At 46.4% G+C, this 23,490-nt stretch carries 16 protein-coding genes; 6 read left to right on the top strand and 10 right to left on the bottom strand.

All coding sequences use genetic code 11. The annotated features are described in order from the left end of the window. Nucleotides 1–22 precede the first annotated feature (22 nt). Complete coding sequence (locus NST33_RS22975; protein WP_339305212.1) at nt 23–1,984, top strand: AraC family transcriptional regulator; 1,962 nt, start codon at nt 23–25, stop codon at nt 1,982–1,984. A gap of 180 nt (nt 1,985–2,164) precedes the next feature. Here the strand turns inward: NST33_RS22975 and NST33_RS22980 are convergent, their stop codons facing one another. Both NST33_RS22980 and NST33_RS22985 read right to left on the bottom strand, forming a co-directional pair. After that, nucleotides 2,165–3,310, bottom strand: coding sequence for an exosporium glycoprotein BclB-related protein (locus NST33_RS22980; RefSeq protein WP_339305214.1), 1,146 nt, complete (start codon nt 3,308–3,310; stop codon nt 2,165–2,167). Nucleotides 3,311–3,342: 32 nt separating this feature from the next. Next, nucleotides 3,343–3,702 (bottom strand): hypothetical protein, encoded by a 360-nt coding sequence (locus NST33_RS22985; RefSeq protein ID WP_221824409.1) that lies wholly within the window; start codon nt 3,700–3,702, stop codon nt 3,343–3,345. An 868-nt stretch (nt 3,703–4,570) separates the two neighbouring features. Here NST33_RS22985 and NST33_RS22990 point away from each other — a divergent pair. The 3 genes from NST33_RS22990 to NST33_RS23000 all read left to right on the top strand — a co-directional run bounded on the left by NST33_RS22990 (nt 4,571) and on the right by NST33_RS23000 (nt 9,566). Then, a complete protein-coding gene (locus NST33_RS22990; RefSeq protein ID WP_339178360.1) occupies nt 4,571–6,505 on the top strand; it encodes a carbohydrate-binding protein in 1,935 nt (644 codons plus the stop codon). 33 nt (nt 6,506–6,538) lie between these two features. Then, the gene (locus tag NST33_RS22995; protein WP_221824413.1) at nt 6,539–8,602 is read left to right on the top strand and encodes a family 43 glycosylhydrolase; all 2,064 of its coding nucleotides are present in this window, start codon (nt 6,539–6,541) and stop codon (nt 8,600–8,602) included. A 244-nt stretch (nt 8,603–8,846) separates the two neighbouring features. Next, entirely contained in the window at nt 8,847–9,566 is a 720-nt protein-coding gene (locus NST33_RS23000; protein WP_221824415.1) for an SDR family NAD(P)-dependent oxidoreductase, read from the top strand. 12 nt (nt 9,567–9,578) lie between these two features. On the opposite strand, the gene NST33_RS23005 is transcribed toward NST33_RS23000, so the two are convergent. Further along, nucleotides 9,579–10,607, bottom strand: coding sequence for a hypothetical protein (locus tag NST33_RS23005; RefSeq protein ID WP_339178366.1), 1,029 nt, complete (start codon nt 10,605–10,607; stop codon nt 9,579–9,581). A 255-nt stretch (nt 10,608–10,862) separates the two neighbouring features. On the opposite strand from NST33_RS23005, the gene NST33_RS23010 reads away from it, so the two are divergent. Continuing rightward, nucleotides 10,863–12,938 carry a methyl-accepting chemotaxis protein gene (locus NST33_RS23010; RefSeq protein WP_339178369.1) on the top strand — a complete coding sequence of 692 codons (2,076 nt, stop codon included), beginning with the start codon at nt 10,863–10,865 and terminating at the stop codon, nt 12,936–12,938. Between the two features lie 94 nt (nt 12,939–13,032). Further along, a complete protein-coding gene (locus NST33_RS23015; protein ID WP_339305217.1) occupies nt 13,033–14,205 on the top strand; it encodes an aminotransferase class I/II-fold pyridoxal phosphate-dependent enzyme in 1,173 nt (390 codons plus the stop codon). 288 nt (nt 14,206–14,493) lie between these two features. On the opposite strand, the gene NST33_RS23020 is transcribed toward NST33_RS23015, so the two are convergent. From NST33_RS23020 to NST33_RS23050, 7 genes are all read right to left on the bottom strand, one after another. After that, nucleotides 14,494–16,542, bottom strand: coding sequence for an iron ABC transporter permease (locus tag NST33_RS23020; RefSeq protein ID WP_339305219.1), 2,049 nt, complete (start codon nt 16,540–16,542; stop codon nt 14,494–14,496). Continuing rightward, on the bottom strand, nt 16,539–17,540 hold the full coding sequence (locus tag NST33_RS23025) for an iron-siderophore ABC transporter substrate-binding protein (protein ID WP_315370802.1): 1,002 nt from the start codon (nt 17,538–17,540) through the stop codon (nt 16,539–16,541). Before NST33_RS23025 ends, NST33_RS23020 begins: the two co-directional genes overlap by 4 nt. Before the next feature lie 183 nt (nt 17,541–17,723). After that, complete coding sequence (locus tag NST33_RS23030; RefSeq protein ID WP_339178379.1) at nt 17,724–18,266, bottom strand: CueP family metal-binding protein; 543 nt, start codon at nt 18,264–18,266, stop codon at nt 17,724–17,726. A 313-nt stretch (nt 18,267–18,579) separates the two neighbouring features. After that, the gene (locus tag NST33_RS23035) at nt 18,580–19,302 is read right to left on the bottom strand and encodes a collagen-like protein (RefSeq protein ID WP_339305222.1); all 723 of its coding nucleotides are present in this window, start codon (nt 19,300–19,302) and stop codon (nt 18,580–18,582) included. 327 nt (nt 19,303–19,629) lie between these two features. Next, nucleotides 19,630–20,655, bottom strand: coding sequence for an NAD(P)/FAD-dependent oxidoreductase (locus NST33_RS23040; protein WP_221824430.1), 1,026 nt, complete (start codon nt 20,653–20,655; stop codon nt 19,630–19,632). Then, entirely contained in the window at nt 20,656–21,672 is a 1,017-nt protein-coding gene (locus NST33_RS23045) for an ABC transporter substrate-binding protein (protein WP_339178385.1), read from the bottom strand. 102 nt (nt 21,673–21,774) lie between these two features. Beyond that, complete coding sequence (locus NST33_RS23050) at nt 21,775–23,400, bottom strand: helix-turn-helix domain-containing protein (RefSeq protein WP_221824434.1); 1,626 nt, start codon at nt 23,398–23,400, stop codon at nt 21,775–21,777. Nucleotides 23,401–23,490: the final 90 nt, after the last annotated feature.

Consider the following 23,490-nt stretch of genomic DNA (forward strand, 5'->3'; position numbering starts at 1 on the left):
ATGGAAGGAAGTCAACTCTCTATTGAAAGCAACCTTGAATGTACAAGAACACATACTCATCTGGAATTGTGCATCGCTCAAAATCATGGATGTACGACATATTGTCATACAGGCCGATGAGTGCGTACGTCCTTACCTGTTCCCTGCCAGCGCCTTTCTGTACGTAACGGATGGCAATGCAACCGTGATCTTAGACGGAAATGAGCATGCTACCAAACCATTTTATATGCTTCATGGGGGCAAAAACACCCGTCTGGACATCATCCCAACGGACGAATCCTTTCATTATTACCTGATTCTCTATAAAGCCTCCTTACCGCTGCCTGGCAATCAGCATACACTTCAACAACCGGATCAACCATTGCCATTCCACCTCCAGTACGGTTTTATTCCATATCATCCTGCCATCCTCTACGAAATCACTGAGCGAATGCTGGGCGAGTGGAATAAACCCGGACGCTTGGAGCGACTCCATACCAAAACACTATTCTATCAATTTGTATATGAATTGCTCAGACAAATGGATCAACAGCAGGTAAGCATTGTTAGGCCTAACCTTGCTTCTCAGCTTATTCGCTATATGCAGGAGCACTACGCCCAGCCTCTGACGCGGGAAACCCTCGCTCATACATTCCATTACAGCGTCCCTTATCTTTCCAAGTACTTTCGACGCGAAACTGGCGCAAGTCTAATCGATTACTTAATCGGTATTAGGATGAACAAAGCAGTAACGCTGCTGCAAAAGACCGAGTTATCTCTGCAAGAAGTCGCTGCAAGCGTCGGATATGCTGATGTATCCTATTTTATAAGAATGTTCAAAAAACATACTGGAGTCACACCAAAGCAATTCAAGGATGAGTCCGGACAAGTGACGAGAGGTTCTTATCGTCCTATCCTTAGGCTTCGATCATCCATTGCTCCGCGTAAACTCCGTCGTTATATTGATATCAGAGATGATAATCATTATCAACATAGCGAAAAAGGAGATTTACGGATGTATAGAAGCAAACTACCTGTAGGAATTACCCTACTGTTGTGCCTAACTCTATTGGTTAGCGCATGTTCCAGGCCAGCAAACACGAATGGAAGCACTGGCAGTACGCAAAGTCCAACTGTAGGTGCAGAGAGTAATATCAGTAACACCACAAACGGAAGCTCGGAGATGGTAACCTATTCTGCGGTTAACGGTGAAGTACAAATCCCCAAAAAAACTCAAAGGGTCGTAATGGTTGCAGGAGCCTTTACTGGTCATTTGCTAGCTCTTGGCCTTAAGCCTGTTGGAACTGGTGACGAGTCCTTTAACAGTTATACAGAAGGAAAGCTCGATGACGTTGTCAACATCGGTAACGATGTACCCTACGAGAAAATCATGGATTTGCAGCCGGATTTAATTGTCGTTTGGAATGACCCTGAAACGATTGAAAAGCTGTCCAAAATTGCACCGACCGTCGCTGTTGAATATGGAGTACCTCTGCGGCAGCAATTGATAGATTTTGGCAAGATGACTGGTAGAGAAGAGCAAGCGAAGGCCTGGATCGCAGAGTGGGACGCTAAAATCGCTGAATATAAACCACTCGTGGAGCAAGCAGTAGGTAATCGCACGGTTTCGATTTTTGATACGGGAAGTGCCAAAGAATTTTATGCCTACGGGAGCTTTGGTAGAGGTGGAGATATTATTTATGGCGAGTTTGGCCTGAAGGCACCGCCGATCATTCAGAAGGAAGCCATCGATAGCGGCAAAGGTTGGGCCAAGTTATCACTTGAATTGTTACCACAATATGCAGGAGATTATATCTTTATTAGTGGATGGACAGGTGATGAGAGTGGGGATTCCGTTTTTGAAGGTCCTATCTGGGATAACCTCCCTGCTGTCCAGAATAATCACGTTTATCGCGAGGAAAGCCGTGGCTTCGTGTTTAGTGACCCAATTTCGTTGGAAGCCCAACTTAAATTTGTCGTAGACAGCCTAACCAAAACAGAGTGAAATTGAGTAGACCACGATATGTACGAGGCGAGGAGCAATCCTCGCCTTTTTATGTTTTTGTATAGTTCTTATCTTTCATTTGAAGAGAGTTTGAAAACAAAAGCACACACATAAACAGGGACCTCTCACCATGTTGGCAAGGGTCCCTGTCTTTAAACTTGTTATATAGCCCATTTTCCGTTAAGTGATGGTAAGGCCGCCGCTTGCATATCCGGCTATGGATGTAGCCACATCAATTCCGGCTGTTACTGATGCTGAGAACACCATAAGCAGGCGGTCACCAGCAGATACCGGAATACTCAGTCCTGTAGTCACTCCGCTGGATATTGTGCCCAGTGCCAAAACGCCGGTCAGTGGAGGAGCTAAGGTTACCAATGCACCCGGTACAGCCGTAAAGGAGTTATTAGGTGTAGTGGAACGGAATAATTGTGCAGTTATGGTTACTGTAGATCCAACCAGACTAAGTCCTGCTGTCGTGCTGAAATAAGCGGCCAGTGAAGTAATCGTTCCTGCACGCGATGCCGAGAAAGCAAAGTTAAGCAATGTGCCTGCAGCCCCTGTGAGATCAATAATTCCTCCGTTAACACTTACTCCGGTAGCACTGTTGCCAAAACCAACTAAACTGGAAGTATTCAAAAGTCCACCCAAAACTGTAGTCAACGCAACCGGAAGTCCTGATGCATAAGGAATAATTGTTCCGGAACCTGTCGCACCCGTAGCCCCGGTTGTACCTGCTGTTCCTGTTGCTCCGGTTACTCCAGTTGTACCTGCCGTGCCTGTTGCTCCCGTTACTCCGGTTGTTCCTGCCGTGCCTGTCGCTCCCGTTACTCCGGTTGTACCTGCTGTGCCTGTTGCTCCCGTTACACCCGTTGTACCTGATGCGCCTGTCGCTCCGGTTACTCCGGTTGTACCTGCCGTGCCTGTTGCTCCCGTTGCTCCCGTTGCACCTGTGACTCCCGTGATGCTTGGGATTTCACCCAGCAATTCGGAAGAAACCAAACGATGGGCTGTTACCAAAGTGCCCGTGCTGCTCTTACCCCATACGGATACTTGAACAGGATCATTAACCACCGCTGGTGTTGAAAAAGTAAACTCGAAGGCATCAAAATTAGCATAATAGTTGTTGGTTATTACTTGATTGGGTACGATGTCAAAAGACTCACTGACATACAGTATTCTTATTCCACTTTCCATGTAATACCCTTGTATTTGTACGGTTGAGTTACTCACATCACTGCGGTTATCAATTCTGACAGTAACTGTCTGAGTCGGTCTTACACCGCTAACAGCATTATTTTCAATCGGCCCTGTTGATAAAAAGCTCATCGCTACATCTCCTTTTTGAGTAGATTTATCTTCTAGCTGTTCTTGACCGATTTTTCGTGCTCTACAACACGATGTGCATCAACCAATTGTCCAGAGGCTTGTTTGCCCCACACTGAAATCCCTACTTCCTCTACACCTTCCACATCTGTTCCAAAAACAAACTCAAAAGCATCTAAATCTGCAAAATAATTTCTGGTCACTGCTTCATTAGGGGCAATATTGATTACTTCACTCACATACAGCGTTCTTGTTGTGCTTAACACATAACCCTGAATGGACACTGTTACAGAATCCACCTCAGCCCGACTTACCAATCTAATCGTTACCTGTTGGGTCGGTCTAACCCCGGAAACCGGATTGTTTTCAATCGGCCCAGTTGACAAAATAGCCATTTTCCCATCCCACCTTTTATGAACCTCTGACTCTAGCAGTATTTGGCATAAGCTCACTAGATAGTAATATTCAAACACTCAACCAACGGTGTGGACAAAACACAGGGGGCAATCACCATTATCACTTAAGAACCTTTTACGCTCAGGGCTTTAGCTATACAAAAACTGGGATATGTACAACAAAGAGAAGAAATTATGCAATGTTAAAGTTGCCAGCAAGTAAAAGTAGATTTTGTTATATAACCAGGATCGTTTCCAGAAAAAAAACGAAATGACCGTTCCCCCGGTAGATTCCAGGGAAACGGTCGCAGCTTAAGACATCTTTTTCTCGCATCTAAGTTTTATAGAATACGAGATAGTATTTTACCATCAAGCCCAATGTTAAACACATAGAATAATAATGGTCTTCTTCATCCTCTACTAAAAATAGAAAAAGATTGTATTATCTTAAAATTGTGATATGATATCGTCAAGTTAATAAACATTTAAAAGAAAATATGAAAAATAATTACATTTAATTGTGACCAAACCTCTTTCTTCGCCAAATTTCAGTGTTCTAACCCATTTTATTGAAAGCGATTACAAAAAGAAACCTGACTGATTATAGCTTTTCTAATCGCACACACAGATGCAAGCTTACTTCGGGTTATAGCCACTCCCTTGCCACTGTGAACACGTACGCGGTGCACAGGTCGTCTGGCTTAAACCATATATGACAACATGAGGATTTAACCTAACAGCAACCTAACCATTATTTCAATAAGGGGGGTGACATGAGGAGAATCTCTTCGTTTTTTCGGTATTTCATCATCACTGCTATTCTGAATTTCAGCTCACCAACCAATCCAATCTCATGGAGGCGAAACGTATGATCCGTAAACCGCTAGTTTTGTTGTTGTCGTGTCTGCTAATCTTTGTCACCCTGCCCGTTGAATCGAGCCATGCAGCCAATGCAGCCGTTGCCAAACTTCCTGGAAACTCCAATTCCCTCATCGATCATAAACTGGGAGCCGATCCTTATGTGCTCGTCCATAACAATCGGGTCTATGTCTACATGACAGGTGATGCATATCTGTACAACAGTGACGGCTCTGTCAGAGAGAACCAGTACAGCACGATCGGGAAAATTAACGTCATCTCATCAGCTGATATGGTGAACTGGACAGACCATGGTTCCATCCCGGTAGCGGGTGCGAATAATGCCAATAATGGACAAGGGATTGCTAAATGGGCTACCCAGTCCTGGGCTCCTTCGATGGCGAAGAAAACCATTGCTGGCAAAGAAAAGTTTTTCCTGTACTTTGCCAACTCGGGTGGAGGTATTGGCGTACTCACGGCGGATTCCCCCATTGGACCGTGGTCCGATCCAATTGGTCGTGCCCTCCTGACTCACGGTACACCGGGTATGTCTGGCGTAACCTGGCTCTTTGATCCAGCTGTACTTGTCGATGATGATGGCTCTGCTTACTTGTATGCTGGAGGTGGCATTCCGAACGATACCAACGCTGCTTCCATTGCCAACCCCAAAACAGCTCGGGTCATTCGTCTCGGTGCCGACATGACCAGCGTGGTGGGCAGTGCTGTGACTATTGATTCTCCTTATATGTTCGAAGATTCTGGCATTCACAAGTATAACGGCAAATATTATTACTCCTACTGCATCAACTTCGCGGGAACACACCCCACTGCATATCCAAAAGGTGAGATCGGATACATGGTCAGCGACAGCCCGATGGGGCCTTTCACGTATAAAGGACACTTTCTGAAAAATCCCGGCACGTTCTTCGGTGTAGGCGGCAATAACCACCATGCCGTGTTCCAATTCAACAACGAATGGTATGTGGCGTACCATGCGCAAACGGTAAGCAAGGCATTCCTCGGTGATGGTAAAGGGTACCGTTCCACACATATCAACAAACTGACACATAATGCGGATGGAACAATCCAGGAAGTTCAGGGGAATATGACAGGTGTACCTCAGACCACTAACCTCAACCCGTATGTCCGGGTGGAAGCCGAAACCATTGGCTGGCAAGCAGGAATTAACACTGAACCGAGTCAAGCGAGCGGTGGACCTGTAGCCAATCAGAATGTCACTAATATTCATAACGGGGATTGGATCGCGGTCGGCAATGTTGATTTTGGCTCAGCTGGAGCCTCCAAGTTCAAGGCCAATGTCGCTTCTACCGGAAATGGCAACATTGAGGTTCGACTGGACAGTCCGACAGGCCCACTAGTTGGAACACTTAACGTAAGTTCAACTGGCGGTTCGCAAACTTGGCGCGAGATGGAGACCAATGTTACCAATGCTACAGGGGTACATCGTTTGTATCTGGTGTTTACAGGCTCAGGCAATGGAAATCTGTTCAAACTGGACTACTGGCAATTCACATCCGGTTCGGGCGGTAACCCTAACCCAAATCCTAATCCCAATCCAAACGTTACCCGTTACGAAACCGAGAATATGACACTTGGCGGCCAATACGCTGGCGTAGTCAGTTCCCCTTTTAATGGAGTCGCTCTTTACGGGAACAATGATTATGCGGCATACAATCAATATTTTGCATTCCCAACCCATCAATTCTCTGTCCGCGGCGCTTCCAACAATAATAATACAGCCCGTGTTGATCTGGTCATCGGGGGTGTAACCGCTGGTTCTTTCTACTTCACGGGAACGGAGCCGACCGTTCAAACCCTCAGCGGCATCACACACGCTACAGGTAATCAGGAAATCAAGCTGGTCGTAACAACGGATAATGGCACTTGGGATGCTTACATTGATTATCTGGAGTACTCGCTTTAATTCCTAGGACATGATCAATTGGGAGGATAGAATATGTGGAAAAAGATCAGTGCTCTTCTACTCGCTCTTCCTTTGCTTATAACATCATTCCCTTTGACAATTCCGGCAGCTTCAGCCGCAACGTTCAGCAATCCGGTTATTTACGCGGATATTCCTGACAGTGACGTCATTCGGGTAGGCAATGCATTTTATATGACAAGCACAACGATGCATATGAATCCGGGAGTCCCGGTCATGAAGTCTTATGATCTGGTCAACTGGAGCATCGTAAACTATGTATACGATACGCTTGGAAACGGGGATATACAGAATCTGAACAATGGACAAAACGAGTATGGGCGTGGTTCCTGGGCGAGCAGCTTGCGGTACAACAATGGTATATATTATGTGGCCTTTGGATCGCTTTCCACGGGCAAGACGTATATTTACCAAACCAGCAATATTGAAACAGGGCCATGGACACCTTACACATTGAACAGTTATTACCATGACCCCTCCCTTTTGTTTGACGGGAATCGAACCTTTCTTGTTCATGGCAGTGATAACATCAGTATCGTTGAGCTGACACCTGATGCCAAGGCCATCAAGTCCGGCGGACTCAATCAGGTCCTGATTCCAAATGCGAGCAGTGTTGCCGGCTCCAACATGATTGTAAAGGCAGAAGGAGCACACATTCAGAAGATCAATGGCATGTACTATGTATTCCTGATTGCCTGGCCTTCGGGTGATGGTCGCATTCAGCTTGCCTATCGTGCAAACACATTGACAGGTCCATACACAGGTAAAGTTGTACTCAGAGACTCGGGAATCGCCCAAGGAGGCATCGTGGATACCACATCCGGCGCTTGGTACGGCTTGCTGTTTCGTGATAGCGGGGCCATTGGGCGCATCCCCTATCTCGTTCCAGTGACGTGGTCAGATAACTGGCCAGTGTTTGGGTTGAACGGCAAGGTTCCCCTTAACATGAATATGCCCGTTGAAGGTCAGCCTGCTGCCAAAATCTACGGGTCCGATGAGTTCAACGCAACCACATCCGGCACCCCCTCAGTAACGCAACTGTTAGTGAACGGCGGCTTTGAGGAAAGTACCCTTCAGCCGTGGGCCAGCAACAATACGGCGACCATCACCGTAACAAATGCCGAAGCGTTCAGCGGTACAAAAAGCCTGTTCGTCAGCGGCAGACAGCAGACAGCTGGTGGTGCCAAACAGATGGTTACCGGCAAGCTGGTACCGGGAGGAACGTACTCTTTTTCGGCAAAGATCAAATACACTACTGGTCCTGCAACCAAAACGTTCAATCTTAGCATCCAGAACGGTGCAAGTTATACCGGAATTACCATTATGGGCAGTGCGACGTTAAGCCGCGGACAGTGGGGTACCATTCAAGGTACGTATACCGTTCCGTCAAATGCAGACCTGTCCCAAAGCTTTATTTTTGTGGAAACACCCTATAACTCGAATCCGGACCCGACCAATGACTTGATGGCGTTTTATGTGGATGACGTCTCCCTGACAAGCAATTCATCTTCCGGCACATCCAGTCTGGCCACATTTTGGCAGTGGAATCATAACCCTGATGCTGCTAACTGGTCCCTGCTCCAGCGGCCCGGTTTCATGCGGTTAACTGCAGGCAAAATCAGCAAAAACCTGTTAGAAGCCCGCAACACACTGACACAACGAACCTTTGGTCCAAAAAGCACAGGGATGACTGCTTTGGATACAGCAGGCATGAAGGATGGTGATTATGCAGGACTCGCTGCTTTTCAGGCCAAATATGGTTTTGTCGGCGTAAAAATGAAGGGCAGCACCAAATCCATCGTTATGGCTAATGCCAGTTCCGGCACCATGACTGAAGTAGCAACTGTGCCATTAAACCAGAACAGAATCTATCTCCGCGTCATCTGTGATTTTACGAACCAGACCGACAAAGCCTACTTTGCTTATAGCCTGAATGGAAGTAACTGGACAACCATTGGTAATACACTTCAAATGTCTTACACACTGCCACACTTTATGGGATATCGGTTTGCACTATTCAATTATGCAACGAAGTCTACCGGAGGATATGCAGATTTTGATTATTTCCACGTAGAATAAATGTAGTTTTATTCGGTTATTAATTTTTCGCTTATGATCAGGAGCTGGACTTCACCATGTGTGGAGCCAGGTCCTTTTCAGTATATTTTATATGAAGAGATTCACCTTTTAACTTCAAAAACCCCGAATCTTGACAAGGATGAAGCATACCTCATGTAAACTTCATGTTCCATATATCACCTCTATAGTAAGATATAGATTAATGTAAACATTATTAATTTCTAATCGATAAGGTGGGTTTTATTTGAAAAATATAATTGTCTTTGGTGCAAGCAAGGGATTAGGCGATGCATTTGTCCGAGGTGTGCCGCAATCCGGTGATAAGGTTTGGGTGGTCTCTCGCAGCAAGCCGGAAAGTCTCTCCGTGGAGGATGGCGTCGAGCGAATATGGATTCAGGCTGATCTTTCCGAGCTTCAGGCCGCAGAGCAAGTTGCCAGCCAACTTCAAGGCGAGACGTTGGATGTGCTTATTTATAACGTGGGGATCTGGGAAAAGGAAGGATTTGAAGAGCACTATACGTTTGATAAGGATGAACCGGCAGATATCAGTCAGCTGATCCATGTGAATGTGACTTCTACGATTGTATGTATACAGGCGTTACTGCCTCAGCTCCGCCAGTCTGAAGCAGGGAAGATCATCCTGATCGGTTCAACAGCTGGTTTGAGCAATGCAGGCAGCAGCCAGGTTTCTTTTGTCGCCTCCAAATTTGCCATACGGGGTATTACGGAAGCTCTAAGAGAGCATACGAGGAATGACCGCATCGCGGTGACATGCATCAACCCGGGAGAACTGGCGGCAGAAATTCCGTATGAAGACGGGATGGAACGTGCACTGGCTGAGTATGGTGGGACACGCATTCCCCTGCAGGATATGGTCGCAATCGTTCGATGTATCATCAGCTTGTCCAAAGCGGCCTGTGTAAAAGAGATCAACATGCCCGCCTTAACGGATACGAACACCTAGATAGCAACCCGTTTACATTAATACATGCGACAAGTGCGCAATACCTATGGAATTCAGGCGTTCATGCTCAGGGATATTTTCATATAACAAATGGGATTTTCCGTCCTTGTCCAGGTGATCACGCATAGCTGCAATCCGTCCCTTGTTAACATCAATAAAACGAAAATCGATTTGGCGCAAATGCTCCAGCCCGGTTAGTCCATCAAAGGAATCCGCCTTGAGCGCCGTATTTATCTCTTTCAGTTCAATAAACTCCAAAGCACGGGCTGTCCATAGATGTTTGGTATCGCGCAACGATTTCATATAGTCCAGTTCGAGCTGTCTGAGAGAGGTCATATGGGAAAAGTCGCATAACTGCTCCAGCTTGGGCAAGGACAGATGCAGATATTCCAGCCCCCGCATCTGTTCGAGTCCCTGAATACTCGTCAGTTTGCGAATAGAGCTTAGCTTCAACATCGAGATGGTCGACTGTATTAATACATCCAGTCCCCCTTTTAACTCACAGTGATCCAGGGACAGATACTGAAGCCTAGGTAGTTCCGCTAACACATCGGCACTTTCGAGCGTGCAGCTCAGAATGAGCGTATGCAGTTGGAGGCATGCCGCAATGGAAGCAAATCCGTTGAATTTGCCACGCAGTTCAAGAAAGGTCAATTGTTTATAGTGTTTAATAAAATCGAGTCCGGTCACCTTTGCAGGTGAGTTCAATCTTAGAAACTGCAGTTGCTCCATCGCACCCAGGATCGTCAAATCCTGTGCCTGCGAAAGATCAAGCTGTAATGCAGACACATGTTTCAACTGTGCCAGTCGCCCCAGAAATCCGGATGAATATACCCCTTTAGGGTCCATATGTGATATGTGTAGGATCAGATCCGGCCGGGCAAAGAATACTTTGGCATCGAGCTCAGCAAGGTCCTCGTATGTATCCGCGTCAACGCGAAAATGAACCGTTGCTCTGCGGCGCAACAGATGCACCGCCTGGTGCATCTTTTCGGCATTCCATGGAGCCCCCTGTATTGATGCATGCCATAACTCACTCACAGATAATCCCCCTTTTCACCCATAGTTCCAATTCATTCCATTATAAACAAGATCACCTGAATGAACCACCACCGATCCCCGTTTTTTCATTCCTTTCTTCTTTTTTCATCCCTTCCCCTTCATCCTTCTCATAATCATGCCTTCCTTTCCGTTGCTTTCAGGATTATTCGACAGAAATCTACATAAAATTAGAGATCATACCGACATATAACTTAGGCGTTTTGAGCTTTTATTAATCATCTGGGGAGATGGAATATGTCGAACATGTTGAACAAGTGGGGGAAAACGGGAGCACGGACATCCAGTATGGCAAATACGTTGTCCATTGTGCTGCTGGTCATTATCGTAGTTGTCTTTGCCGTGCTGGGAACATTTATGTTTGCAAGCACAAGAAACATTCTGGTGAAACAGCAGGAATCCATGCTCCAGACCAAGACACAAGCCATTGTTAGTGAATTTGATGCACTATTCAAGGAAAAGGGCGCACTCGTCAAGCAAATGTCCACCAACACATTATTTCAGCAATACATAAAAACAACAGCATCTGCTGCGGATGCGGCAAGTTCTACCTACGCTGCGGAAACACAGGCGACACTCGCCGCTATCGTTAAGGCAGAGCCTTCGTTTGCCGATGCCTGGGTCGCGGGTCTGGATGGAAAAGGCTTTTGGATTCAAAATGATGGTGTCGTATCTGCACCGGATTTTGATATCCAGTCACGTCCATACTACAAGCCGGTTACCGCTGCAGACGGACTTTATTTCTCCGATCCGTACATTGATATTGCAGCAGGCGATGTACTTATGGGTATCTTTTATCCGATCAAAGACGACAACAACAACACGATCGGCTTTGCCGCAGCGGATATTGCATTCAAGGATATTCCGGCGATTATGGAGAGTTATTCCCTTGGAAGCACGGGCTATTCCATGTTGCTGTCCAAGAGTGGGGAAATTCTGTACCATCCGGATCAAGAGAAGGTATTGAAGGAGAACATCCTGGACAGTACAGGGGACATGGGGGACATCGGCAAGAAAATGCTTGCTGGGGAAAACGGCGTACAACTTATGAACGACAATGGGGAACGTCGTTATATCGGCTACGCTACCAGCAAGGATACGGGATGGTCCGTTGGTCTGACCATATCCGAAGAAGAAGTTCTCGCGGAATTAAAAACATTCACGTGGATTACGCTTGGCGGTTTTGCTGCAGCCACCCTTCTACTTGTGATTATCTGTTACATTACCCTTCGCCGTCTGTTACGCTCCATACCACAGCTGCTGGCTAAGATTAAACAGATTGAACAAGGTGACCTGACTGTCCAACTGGATATCAAATCTAATAATGAAATTGGACAGATCGCCACAGGTTTGAATTCCATGGTGCAGAAAATTCAGGGCATGCTGCAAATGGTCGGCAGCTCGGCGCAAATCCTGAACCAGTCGTCGAATGATCTGCAAGACATCTCCTCACGAACGGCTGTGACCATGAATGACACATCAACAGCCATCAACGAGATTGCCAATGCAACGAATTATCAGTCCATCGAAACGGAAAATATTTTACGCAAAACAGGCTCGTTATCCAGCCAAATTGATGAAATTGCTACCGATGCGCAGGCTATGGGAACGGTCGTGCAGACATCTGCCGATCAAAGCAGCCAAGGACTTGCGGTCGTGGAACAATTATCGAAATGGTCTGAGGAAAACCATCAGTCCACCCAAGCAATGTCCTCTATTATCCAGGAGATTGACCTGAGTCGGAATGAAATATCCAGTTTTGTGGATACAGTCAAACAGATTGCCTCTCAAACGAACCTGCTCGCCCTGAATGCCTCCATTGAGGCTGCACGTGCTGGCGAACATGGAAGAGGATTTGCCGTCGTTGCCGAAGAGGTCCGCAAACTTGCAGAACAGACGGCTCAGGCAACAGAGGAAATCAACAAAAAGGTGAATGTTATTGAAGAGAAAACAACCCTGTCGGTTGAACATACCATGCGCGGTATGAAGATTGCGGAGGAGAATGCCAAATCCGTAGAAGATACCAAACATGTATTCTTTAGTATTAACAAAGACCTGAAAGATCTGCAGCAGCGTATGATGCAGATTACCAACAATACCTCCAATGTACACAAACACAAAGATGAGATATTCCAGGCACTGGAGATTATCTCCTCCACCACAGAGGAGAACTCGGCATCAACGGAAGAAGTAAGCGCCAGCACGCAGGAGCAGCTGGATAGTATCGAACAGGTAGCGGATCTGTCGAAACAGTTGAACCAGCTATCTGGCAAACTGCAAGACGAATTAAGCCAGTTTAAAGTAAAGTCATGATCCGCAAGCTTTCCTCTGCTCTTCTCTTTTAGTCGCTGTCCATTTATTATTAATGAATATGCGTACGAAGAGGATTGGAGGCTGAATCATCATCATGAACTTTGCCAAACGAATGGATCATTTCAACGAAGGAATTTTCACCCGGTTGCTGGAGATCAAACGCCGCAGACTGGAGAACGGGCAGCCCGTTATTGATCTCAGTGTGGGTACGCCAAATATCCCACCTGCGCAGCATATTATAACTGCACTATGCGAGGCCGCAGCTGATCCGGCTAATTATATATATGCTGTGAATGATCAGAGTGAGTTGTTACAAGCTACGAGCAATTGGTACAAGCAGCGCTATCAGGTCGAGTTAGACCCTGCAACACAGATCTGTTCCTTACTCGGTTCACAGGAAGGGCTGGCACATATATCCCTCTCCATTGTCGATGAAGGTGATCTGGTGCTGGTCCCTGACCCCTGCTATCCCGTCTTCGCGGATGGACCGTTACTGGCAGGTGCAGAACTGTATTATATGCCGCAAAAAGAAGAAAACGGGTATGTTATTCAACTTCAGGATATACCGGAAGATATCGCTCATCGAGCAAAATTCATGCTGGTCTCCTATCCCAACAATCCAACAACTGCGATGGCACCAGATCAGTTCTATCTCGACCTGATTGCCTTTGCGAAGAAGTATGATATTATCGTGCTCCATGATAATGCGTACAGTGAGCTCGTGTTTGACGGAAAGTCATGTGGAAGCTTCCTCGCATTCCCTGGCGCCATGGACGTCGGTGTGGAATTCAATTCCCTGTCAAAAACGTACGGACTGGCCGGAGCTCGAATCGGCTTCTGTGTGGGCAATGCAACCATGGTCTCCATGCTGAAAAAGTTAAAATCCAATATGGATTACGGCATGTTTCTTCCGATTCAAAAGGCAGCAATTGCCGCCATTACCGGTGATCAATCCGAGGTTGAACGGGTCAGAGCAATCTATGAACAGCGAAGAGACATCCTCTGTGATGGATTCAGCAATCTCGGTTGGCCGATTGCCAAACCTGATGCAACAATGTTCGTCTGGAGCCGGATTCCGGCGCACTACGACAGCTCGGAGCAATTTGCCATGGATCTGGTTACACATGCAGGGGTCATCGCAACCCCAGGTAGTGCCTTTGGTCCTTCGGGTGAAGGGTATGTGCGCTTCGCCCTCGTTCAGGATAATGAAATATTGCAACAGGCGGTACAATCCGTCGATGACAGCGGGATTCTGAAATCCAGCTAACGGGAGCACAATTCGAATGTGCTCAAGCAAATATCCCCTCAAGGTCCACAGGGAACAAGAGTTTCACGTTTGATAACGTGATCTCAACTTCTTGTAGACGTGAGGGGATTTTTTTCATTTTCGAGGACTAAACATTCATGAGGTGATGGTGTATGTGTTGTGCCAGCTAGGGGGAATACAAATCATGATTTGTGTAAACACGTTAAACAAGATCGTAAGATCGTGGGCTAAATGGTGCCAAGTTACAGTAAAAAGCCTGCTCGGAGAGCAGGCTTCTGGTTTGGACTTTTATACAGACTTGCGCCAGTTAGAACGATACATCAGATACAGGAAGTACGGTGTTCCGATGATCGCAATGAGTATGCCTGATGGAATCTCTGTCGGCGCCATGACGGTTCTGCCGATTGTATCGGCGAGCACCAGCATGACTGCACCGGCTAATGCGGATAAAAACATCGAACGTCTTAACTTATTCCCCGTCAATAGCCGAACCATATGTGGTGCAATCAGGCCGATAAAACCAACGGTTCCTACACAAGCAACAGCACCTGCTGCAAGTAATACACCAACTGTCATGGCTAATAATCGTGTACGACGTACTCCGAGACCAAGCCCGGATGCACTATTGTCGTCAAATACCAGCAGTTCGAATCTGCGTGCCAGCCACCAAGCCACCGGTACCAGAATAACTAAAAATAATCCGATAACCCTCACCTGTTCCCAGGTACGAGCATAGGTACTTCCTGTCAGCCAGATATATCCGCTGCTACCGTATACCGCACCACGGACAATCAGAATCTGAATACCTGCTCCAGCAATGGCAGACATCGCGATCCCCAGCAACACAACCGCCGAAGGGTTCAGTCCTTTCTTCCAGGCGAGGGAGAACACCACCACTGCAGCAATAGCTGCACCGATGATTGCCGCAATTGGCAGCAAGTATATCGGAAGACCCGGCCATAAGATGATGACCATCATCGCTCCAAGCCCTGCACCTGAGGACACACCAACAATTGAAGCATCAGCCAGCGGGTTACGTACCGCCATCTGAATGAGTACACCACTGATTGCCAGTGCAGCTCCTGCACCTGCGGCAACAAGTGTACGCGGAATCCGAAGCTGAATCAGCGCGGAGAACAGTCCATCCGATTGGAACAGACTTGGTAACCAATCGGCCAGGGGAATTCGCATACCGCCAAACATCGTACTGAGCAAGATAAGCACGACCGTTATGACTGAGAATAATACAGCCATCGGGCCAAATGCAAAGCGACGCGCAGCTCCTCCTGTGCTCATTGAAGTAGACATGCCTGATCCGTTCGCAGCCTTCATGCGTGTAAGAACAAGCCAGATGAGCCACGGTGCACCAATGATCGCCATAACGGCACCCGTTGGCAGTTCCATGCTGGAGTTATGCACCATCTTGGCAAGGACATCTGCTCCAACCAGGAGCGCTGCGCCCCATATGAACACACCGGGTAAAAGTAATCGATTAGAACGTACACCACTCAATCGAACCAGATGTGGTGCGACCAGTCCCACGAAGCCAATCGGTCCGATTACACTTACAATCACAGCAGCCAGCAATACAGCAAGTATTAACCCTACTGCACGAGCCAATGTAACCTTTTGTCCCAAGGAAGAAGCCGTTGATTCATCCAACTCCAGCATATCCCACTGTCTGGAAAGGATTAACGAGAGAAGGGTAATACCAACCACCCAAGGCAAAGCATAAAACACACCACTCCAGTCATTCTGGACAAGTGTTCCGGAGCCCCAAAGGAACAACCCTTGTGTCTCCATGGAGAAAAAAATATGTAATGCACTTGTAAATGAACCAAGCACCATCGATACAATCATACCGGACAACGCAAGTCGAACCGGGCTTGATGTTCGTCCGCCGCCCATGAAATAAGCCGCAAATGCTGCCAGCAAACCACCTAGTGCTGCGAAAAGAAAAGGCGACTGACTTAACACGCCTGGAAAAGCGATAGCTCCCAGCACCACCACAAAGTACGCTCCTGCATTAATGCCCAGCGTATCTGAAGCAGCGAGTGGATTACGAGTAATCGTTTGCAGCAAAGCGCCCGCAACAGCCAGTGCGCCACCCGCAAGAATACCAATCACTGTACGCGGCATGCGCAAGTCCCAGACCATATTGTGCTCTAATGAATCCTGTCTGCCTGTAAGAGCGTCCCAAACGACATGCAAAGGAATGGATGCTTCTCCATAACACAGACTTACAAAAAAAAGCACGATGAGAGCGGTTAGACCGCCCCCATATATGCTTATTGTGCGCCAATTCATAGCTGACTTAGATCCTTGAACCGAACTCATTTGGTAATCGCCTCGACTACCCCATCAACCAATACTTTGGAGGAGATCGGTCCACCAAATGTCCATGTTGTACTATCGAGTTGATATGTGCGTTTTTCCTTCACAAAGTTCAGTCCGTTCCATACCGAGTTATCTTTCATGGCTGTGCCAAAGACGTCATCGTTTGGTTGTGTAATATAAATGAAGTTACTGTCCTTTACATCGGTTAAGGATTCAATGCCTACTGTAGAGAAGCCATAGTTTTCAACTTTGTCCGGCTGCCAATCGTTAACCAGTCCGATTTTGTCCAATGTACCAATCACAACCGAGTTATCGGTAAACATACGCAGGCTGACTGCATTTTGATATGTGAATGCTTGTGTCAGTGCAAAGTTGAAGTTTTCTTTCCCCGCAGCAGCCAGTTTTTCTTTGGCTTCTACATAGTGTTGATCGAGATTACTCAAAACTTCTTTTGCTTTGTCTTCTTTACCGAGAGCTGTTGCAATGTTATTAAAGATCTCTGTCATCTTGTCATAATCATAGCCGTCACCATCATACGGATCATATTCAATCGTTGGTGCAATTGCATTCAGCTGATCGTAGACCGCTGTATTATTATCCGCATTGGCAATGATCAGATCTGGCTTCAATGCAGCAATAGCTTCCAGATTGGGTTCACTGCGTGTTCCGATATCCGTTACACTGTCATCCAGTGCTGCTTCGGATGTTACCCACACTTTATAGTTAGCGTTATCTGCATTACCTACTGGTTGAACACCCAGGGCAACGACATCTTCCGTATATGTCCATTCAAGCGTAACGACACGCTCCGCTGGTTTGTCCAGCTTAAGCTCTCCACGTTTATGCTTCACGGTAACCGGACCTGCTGTCTCTTCAGCCGGAGCACTACCGGAATCACTACCTTGACTTGTATCTGTTGTAGTCGTGGTTTTACCACAACCCGCCAAAACCAGCACAAAGGCCAGCATGATCAACAATCCGTTCAACCCTTTTTTCATATCTCTTTTCTCCCCTATTTGTATGTATTTATATGATAACAATTATCATTATCACTATTGGATTATGCCGTAGGAATGGATTTTTGTCAATGCAAAGTACCTTATTCCAATTCTTTTATGAGATAAAAAAAGGAAAGGGATAGTTCAAAAGCCATCCTTCCCTTCGATTGATTGCTGTTTACATTAACTCAACTGCATCGTAGTGATGCATGTATTATCATTTTCGTATGTAGACAATTGCGTTTCTGCAACCTTTCCATCTCCAACAATGCGAATCAGATAGGTTCTGTCTCTAGGCACCCAAAAATCCATAAATCCGTTTGCACCAGACTTCATCACTTCATCTTTCATAAAGGTGTTGCCTTGTGAACCGTGAATGGTAACGCTGAATTCCTTATTGCTCATTTCCCCCTGACAACCGGTCAAACTATGAATTGCACAGGGATGGGTCTGGTCCACATAGGGTGCAATGGAAAGGAAAAATTCATTTTCAGGCAAATCGTATGTAGTGGTCTTTTTATCTTGATCGGTTACGATTAACTGTTTGGCATTGATGGAGGCAGATTCGGGTGTCTCTTTTCCTGTGCTGATATCTTCCACCAATTTTCGGATGTTGGGCGCATTGGCTTTACCCGCCTCTTCCTTACCTGTATTGCTTGCAAACAGGTATGTTCCGATCACAATCACAACTACAACACTTGCAATGATCCACATTTGTTTTTTCATCTGGAGTCCATCTCCTCGTCCGTTTTCATCAAGTATAATGGAGAACGAAGCAATATGGACTTATACAACAAACAATTCACCAGATTATCACATTATTGGTACGAATCTCTTCGCATCATAGTTGATTGGTTCGAATGGTAGGCTGGGCTCTGGAAACGCAGAGAGCAGCGGTGAAGTCTATGAGCTTCATCGTCCCGCCACTCTCCAGTGCCTACAAGTTCAGACTATTTTGCTGAATAAATAGACTTATTGACTGGATAAAAGACATAAACTTTTATTTTTATGCTGACATAGACTATATTGAGAATCGGAATTAAGGAGTCAGTTTTAGAATGGTCACAGTGGTATTTAGATTGTTATGCAACTGTGCAGGAGTTGCATTCGCATTTACCAGTTGGATCGTGGTCGGAACCGTTGTAACCGTAACAATAACTTCAGCAGATATAGGTCCACCTCCATTACCTGTGAATGGCACAGGTGTTATGGGCGTTCCATTTACCGTGAGGTTGAAATCCGCATTGCCCTGATTATGAATGCTAAAAGAGATCAAGTAACTTCCTGTTTCATTGATTGTTATCGTCGAGGATGGCGGTACAAAAGTAAATGCACCTCCAACGTTAGCCAAAACACCGGTTAAAGTTATTGGAGCGTTTCCTGGAACTGTGTCAGTACCTGTGCCAGGATCTGCTCGGAAAACACTTAGGAAATCGGATATTCCAGCCCCAACTGGACCGGCCGGACCTGTTGCTCCTGCTGGGCCTACTGGGCCTACTGGACCCACTGCTCCGGCAGGGCCAACAGGACCTACTGCTCCGGCAGGGCCAACAGGACCTACTGCTCCGGCAGGGCCAGCAGGACCTACTGCTCCGGCAGGGCCGACTGGTCCTGGTATACCAGGAACTCCTTGCAGTCCGATCGGTCCCGGTATCCCTTGAGCTCCTGTCGCTCCCTTGGGACCTATCGGTCCTAGTGGGCCAGGAATCCCTGGAGAACCTTGCGGTGCATTAACAATAACTTTAGGTTTAACTTTTACCACTTTTACCTTAACACCACAATGAAAATGTTTTTTAAATTTACGTCTACAAATTCGTTTCCCATGTCTATTTAACAACCAACTCACCTCCGTGATATTTCTCCACATACTATGTGTATCCATCACGAGGGGCATAGACTATTAACTATAAATTAGAAAATTATAGTGCCTATAATGAGTAAATTGGTCTATGAATCCAGTCTATAACATGAATGCATAGACCAATTTTCAATATAAAATGCAGATAAAAAAGCCAGTTGAACACGAGATACTCTCGAGGTTTGACTGGCTTTTGCTATGCTTATCCCTTTCACACAGGTTCTTCTTATTTTACAATAGTGCTTTGTTTTTCTCATAGAACCGGGCATTGTGAGAAGAGACACCCGCCATATCGGAAGCAGCAGGTTCCAGATACGTCTTGGCACTGTTGACTGCGAGCACCGCATCGTTAAAAGCACCTGCAATCAGTCGAACTTTGCTTCCATAGGTAATGAAATCACCTGCTCCGAATATGCCTGGAATGTTGGTACGCATGCGCTGATCTACGGATACGCCGTAATCTTCCCGCGCCAGTCCCCATTGCACAAGATTGCCAAAATCACGATCATACCCGTGGCTTACGACGACCTCATCCACCTCAACATGTGTGATCTCACCGGTTTCTATATGGGCCAGCTCGACACGATCTATTTTGTCACCTGTACCGTATAAGCGTGAGATGTTAAATGGCGTCATGACGTTGGCTTGAGCTTTCATCTGAGCAACAGGCGACTCATGTCCGGTGAATTCATGACGTCTGTGTGCTACTGTAACTTCACTTGCTATCTTGCCCATTTCATTCGCCCAGTCGACTGCGGAATCGCCACCACCCGAGATCAGAACACGCTTCCCGGCAAATCGGGACAGGTCGGTTATCGTATAGTGCAGATTTGTCAGTTCATATCGGTTGGCACCTTCAATAGCCAGTTTTTGCACTTGAGTCATGCCTCTGCCCGCGCATAACAGGATAGTACGTGTATAATGACGCTCGCCTGTTTTGGAAATGAGTACAAATACACCATCCTCACATCGTTCAAGCTCGGCTATTTCCTGCCCAAACACAATCGTTGGATCGAACGTTCTCGCCTGTCTCTCCAGTGATTCAATCAGCTTCTCACATCGAATCGGATCTATCCCGCCCACATCCCAGATCAGCTTCTCCGGGTATGTACGCATGAATCCACCCAGTTCCTGCTTGGCTTCGATGATCTTGGTACGCATGGCTCTCATACCACTATAAAATGAGGCATACATGCCAGCAGGCCCACCACCAATGATCGTAATATCGTAGATATCCAATTGTGTCTCCGTTGTCATTTAAGGCACCAACTTTTCAACAACATAGTCCATCAATTTTACAGATCCAATCGGACCCACACCCGATACGAATTGGCTTGTCTTCAGCGGGAAGACATGATCATTCTTCACAGCCTCCAGATTCGACCACACTTGGCTTGCTTTCAGATCTTCCATAGATTTCTTCGTGTCATAACCTACAAGGGTTCTGTCTTCCAGGAAAATATAATCCGGATTCATCTCAGGCAAGAATTCCAGGGAGAACTGGCTAAACCAATCTGTAGAGTCTTTGATCGCTTCAGGACTATTCAGACCCAGGATATCATAGAAGAAAACACTGCTGCTTCCTCCTTTTGGACCCATGAAACGGTAACGATTGTGCTCCACCCGGAGAACCAATACGGTCTTGTCTCCCAGGGCTGCCGCAATCTTCTCTTTCGCTTGGGAGGCTTTCTCGTCGAATTCAGTCAGTACTTTGGCAGATTCTTCGGTCTTGTCAAATATGGCAGCCAGCTTCGGCATAGCACGTTTCATTTCACTGTTGGCATCCAGTGCCACCGTAGGAGCGATTTTGGACAATTCATCATATACGCCCTGTTCCATACCTTCGCCAGCTGTAAGGATCATATCCGGTGTCAACGCAAGCAACTGTTCATAGTTATATTGATATTGCTCGACTTCAATGATCTGGACCCCATGTTCTTTCAGATAATCAGGGCGGTATTCCGCTTCAACTTCTGGAGTTAACAAAACGATTTGAGGTGTAACACCCATTTCAATCAGATACTCGGCATAGATTGAATCAAACACCACCAGATTTTGAGGGTGAGTTGGAATCGTTACTTCTCCAAACTGATCCTTTACCACCTTAGTCCCACTTTCAGTCGCTGTTTCTTCTGCAGTACTCGCTGCTCCTTCAGTTGGAGCACCTGCTGTTCCAGCTGTTGCGTTCTCTTCCTTGGTTCCACCGGAACATGCCGCCAGCATTACACTAACCACCAACAGCATGATACCAAACCCTTTAAACCTTCGTGACATGATATACTTCGCCCCTTATGTATATTGATAATGATAATTATTATCAAATAATATCAAAGAAGGATTATTGCTTCCATAGCATATCGTGCGTATTTAGTTGGATTATTGTGCTCTCTCATGAAGTGTTTCCGTAAGGTAGCGAACGATCTGATTGAGAATCAGAGTGTGTCCCGTAATTCCGTGACCGTCTACCCACAGGTGAGTATCGACGTAAAATACCCGATTATTTTTTACAGCCTTCAGGTCATTCCATTGCGGACTCTCCCATAGTTTCCTCATATTTTCTTCAGCACTGAAGTGCTGCATAATCCGCTTTTCCACAAACAGATAATCGGGATTGGCTTGTGTGAGCAGGTCCAGCGAACAAGGGTTAAACCATGCTGTACCTGAATCCAGTGCTTGCGGCAGTGTTAATCCAAGCTGTTCATATAACAAGTGTGATACCCCGTGTGAATGCCCACCCAGATATCGATAACCAAACGCTTCCACCCTCAGCAGCATGACAGTGGACGCGGATTGGATGATGGGTTGCAACTTTCGCTTAGCTAAGCTGACTTCATGTTTCATCTGCTGATGCAGTCTATAAGCCTCTTCTTCTTTGAGAAACCAGGCTGCCAATTGATCGAGCATGGGTTCTACATCTTGATGAAGTCCGGTTAGAATCGGTGCAATTGTGCGCAGCTCCCTTTTGACCTCTTCCGTCAATACGTTTCCTATCAACATCTCCGGTTGAACTTGTCGAACAAGTTCTATCTCCACCTCATACTGTGTAACCTCCAGCATCTGCACTCCATGCGCTATAAATTGTTCATGGTGATGTGGGAACAGCAGGATTGGGGTGACCACTACGGCATGGGGGATGACACCCAGATGAATCATAATTTCTGCACAGATTGGAGAAAGTGATACGATCTTGCGCTGCGTCATCGTCTGCCTATATATCTTAGGTGATACGCCAGTCAACTGTTTGAAGCGTCGGCTAAAATAATGAGCATCTTCAAATCCAGTCTTTTTGGCAATATCCTGAGAGGTTGCAGCGGTTAATAACAGTTCTTCCTGCGCACGGTAGATCCGGTAGTGGGCCAGATAATCCAGAGGTGGCTTACCATATCGCTCACTAAATTTGCGGGAATAATGCCATGGACTAATACCGGCGATCTGAGCTAACTGTGTACGTGTAATGACCTGATCATAATGCTGCTGCATGTAGTCAATGGAGCGAAGTATACCGTGTTCTGGCTTCAACTCGTTATCCGGCTGTTTCCGATATAGATTACTCAACAACTCATATAACAAATGCTGATTGCCAATCCTTTCTGCACTCTGTTCCTGTGAATGCGCTTCACTCCAATGCTGAATGATACTTGCCAAACCTCCACCGGACAGTTGCACTTTCTGATACGCCTCTCCTGATGGTAAATGCCATTCGAACTTCTCAGCCTCCCGCCTATCATGCAGCACCGAATATGTATCGAACTGAACATGCCAGCCTGCCAGATCCAGGTTGCCACCTTCAATGACCTCCATTACGGAGTTCTCTTCAAGCGCAATTAATTCTCCATAGGAGACGTGAACTCGATGTCCATTTATATTCCAGATCGCTTCTCCATCAATGATAAATATCAAGGTGTGACTGAAAAACTGATGCAGCTCGCCTTTCGTTATCCATGCGTTGCTTAGTGCATCCGTTGACTTCCATTGAGCAATCCATTCCATGTTGTCAGACATAGGTTATCCTTTCAAAGGGATTAGTAATCCAGATTTATAGGTTTCACTATATCAAAATACATGACAACTCCATAACCAACAAGCTATGGC

This window comes from Paenibacillus sp. FSL L8-0435 (genome assembly GCF_037965655.1).
GTDB lineage: Bacteria > Bacillota > Bacilli > Paenibacillales > Paenibacillaceae > Paenibacillus.

What these genes read in the sequence shown, in the direction of transcription:
- NST33_RS23050 (WP_221824434.1), bottom strand. Translation starts at nt 23,400, where the DNA reads ATGTCTGACAACATGGAATGGATTGCTCAATGGAAGTCAACGGATGCA.
- NST33_RS22980 (WP_339305214.1), bottom strand. Translation starts at nt 3,310, where the DNA reads ATGAGCTTTTTATCAACAGGGCCGATTGAAAATAATGCTGTTAGCGGT.
- NST33_RS22985 (WP_221824409.1), bottom strand. Translation starts at nt 3,702, where the DNA reads ATGGCTATTTTGTCAACTGGGCCGATTGAAAACAATCCGGTTTCCGGG.
- NST33_RS23010 (WP_339178369.1), top strand. Translation starts at nt 10,863, where the DNA reads ATGTCGAACATGTTGAACAAGTGGGGGAAAACGGGAGCACGGACATCC.
- NST33_RS23025 (WP_315370802.1), bottom strand. Translation starts at nt 17,540, where the DNA reads ATGAAAAAAGGGTTGAACGGATTGTTGATCATGCTGGCCTTTGTGCTG.
- NST33_RS22995 (WP_221824413.1), top strand. Translation starts at nt 6,539, where the DNA reads ATGTGGAAAAAGATCAGTGCTCTTCTACTCGCTCTTCCTTTGCTTATA.
- NST33_RS23030 (WP_339178379.1), bottom strand. Translation starts at nt 18,266, where the DNA reads ATGAAAAAACAAATGTGGATCATTGCAAGTGTTGTAGTTGTGATTGTG.
- NST33_RS22990 (WP_339178360.1), top strand. Translation starts at nt 4,571, where the DNA reads ATGATCCGTAAACCGCTAGTTTTGTTGTTGTCGTGTCTGCTAATCTTT.
- NST33_RS23040 (WP_221824430.1), bottom strand. Translation starts at nt 20,655, where the DNA reads ATGACAACGGAGACACAATTGGATATCTACGATATTACGATCATTGGT.
- NST33_RS23015 (WP_339305217.1), top strand. Translation starts at nt 13,033, where the DNA reads ATGAACTTTGCCAAACGAATGGATCATTTCAACGAAGGAATTTTCACC.
- NST33_RS23020 (WP_339305219.1), bottom strand. Translation starts at nt 16,542, where the DNA reads ATGAGTTCGGTTCAAGGATCTAAGTCAGCTATGAATTGGCGCACAATA.
- NST33_RS23045 (WP_339178385.1), bottom strand. Translation starts at nt 21,672, where the DNA reads ATGTCACGAAGGTTTAAAGGGTTTGGTATCATGCTGTTGGTGGTTAGT.